Below are 1,975 nucleotides of genomic sequence, written 5' to 3'. Positions count from 1 at the left end.
AGCGCGATCGCTGCTTCCTGGGCAGCTGCCTACACCTGGTCATTGGGCGAAGGTGCCTGCGTCTATTTCGGTGACTTAATGGGAGGTAAAAAGCCCGATCCGCAGAAAATTCAGTCTGTGATGCAAGAAGCGTTTAAGACAGCGCAAGAACGATTTAAGGGCATCAAGCATTAAGACCATAGATATCGTGATCTGATATTTATTGAACCATCCCTAGGTATTTAACACCCTTATTTGTCATGTAGCGAATGACGAGCGGTCGAGTTTCCTGCGTCATCCCACCTGGGGATATTTTGCGATCGCTATTACTATTTATTCGCTTCAATGCACGACATCATAAGACAGTTGCACAAGACCAGAACTATAAGTTTGACATTTAGTAAAATTTAAACATTGAGGGTTTGTTCCATGTTCAAATAATGGAATTCCTTCACCCAAGACAATCGGGTGTATGGAAAGTATCAGTTCATCTACTAGATTGTTGCTCATCAACTCATGCGTCAGTTGAGATCCGCCAACCAACCAAATATTCTTTCCCTCTACCTGACGCAGTTGCTCTACAAATTTCTTGATATCTTCTGTTATCACTTCAGCATTGCTATCTGCTAAAAATAGAGGATTTCTTGTAAAGACATAGCTTTTTACACCTTTGTAGGGATACTCGCCGAAAGTAAGAACTTGCTCGTAAGTTTTCCTACCCATTAGAAGAGTATCAACACTAGCAAAGAATTCTGAGTAGCCATAATCTTGGTCTGTGAATAACCAGTCAATGTCGCCAGACTGCCGCGCAATATAACCGTCTAGGCTGGATGCAATGAACAGTATAACTTTCCGCATGGCACCAATTTGATAAATAGCCTTAAGGCATTATAACTATTGATTATCCGCAGCAGCCTAACACGCTTATTCGTAATGTTCTCAGCGCGATCGCTTAGCGTACCGGAGATAAAGATAGATTCATTTCGTCCTACACCTTTTCCTTTGCTGGCGGCACGATACCAAGCTTGTTTAGACCTTTATCTAGTACCTTGAGTAGTTGAAAATCTTGCTCTGGCAAGGGATAAGTGCTGCTGCTGAACAATCCTGCACCTTGAGAAGGCTGCTTTTCTAGGAAGGAGAATGCTTGTCGAAACTGATGCGATTCTGCTTGAATTGGCGAGTCAAAATGGCAGGGAATAATTCGCTGAAAGTCCCAACTTGCTACCTTATCTGCCCATTCGATAGTTTCTTTCGGTGCGCGGTTGAGAATCAAAGTTTGTAGAATTGGTGCCACAAACAGACGACCATCTCCTCGCAGCGCATCGAACGACCGCTTCCAATCTGGCTTCCATCTAAAGGGAAACAAACCGAAATAAGCTTTCTTAGAACGTTCCGGTGCTTTGAGAGCATTGCGAAACACATCACCCCATTTCGGTACTTCTAGCACGCCTGGTTGGAAGTACAAAGTAAATAGGGAGATGCGCTGCCATCCCTTCCGGCGATTTGCCTGAGTGTTGGCAACTATATCGGACGCCTTATCCTTGGCATGGAACAGCAAAGGATAGGGATCTAATTGGACAATTGCAGGCGGATCTTCTGGTATGGAAATTACCGAGTCGGTGACAAGCAGCGTGCGCGATCGCGCATGAAAAAATGCAACTTCCGCGAACTTACCCGGTCCCAGGTAGATGGGACCTAGTATCGCGTAGTCAAACTGGTTGGCAAAGGGGGTAGTGCTGCTGTCTTGTGGAAGTACCTGAGTGCGTTTGGAAGGCAAACCCAGCCAACTGAGGGGGAGATTGAGGGGGAAACTCCACTGAGAAGGAGCCACAAAAACCTGTGCAAGCGGAAAACATCTCGCAAAGGGACCCACGAAGACTTTGTGTTCTAGTCCAGAAATCGTGGGTAGGATGATGTACTTGACATCTCCGTGTTCTGCTACCAATTCTTTGACAAGCCGGATACACTCAGGAGTCGGCGCAACAGGCGCATAGAC

At 45.7% G+C, this 1,975-nt stretch carries 2 protein-coding genes; both read right to left on the bottom strand.

Translation table 11 applies throughout. The features are described 5' to 3' along the window. Positions 1 to 321: 321 nt before the first annotated feature. Positions 322 to 837: a dihydrofolate reductase family protein gene (locus H6F50_RS07535; protein WP_190428049.1), complete on the bottom strand. Its 516-nt coding sequence runs from the start codon at positions 835 to 837 to the stop codon at positions 322 to 324. 130 nt (positions 838 to 967) lie between these two features. Then, a partial coding sequence (locus H6F50_RS07530) for a DUF4336 domain-containing protein (protein ID WP_190428047.1) occupies positions 968 to 1,975 on the bottom strand: 1,008 nt, incomplete at its 5' end.

Source organism: Coleofasciculus sp. FACHB-712 (genome assembly GCF_014695635.1).
In the GTDB taxonomy this organism is placed as follows: Bacteria; Cyanobacteriota; Cyanobacteriia; order Cyanobacteriales; family FACHB-T130; genus FACHB-T130.
This window is presented reverse-complemented; position numbering and strand designations above follow the sequence as displayed.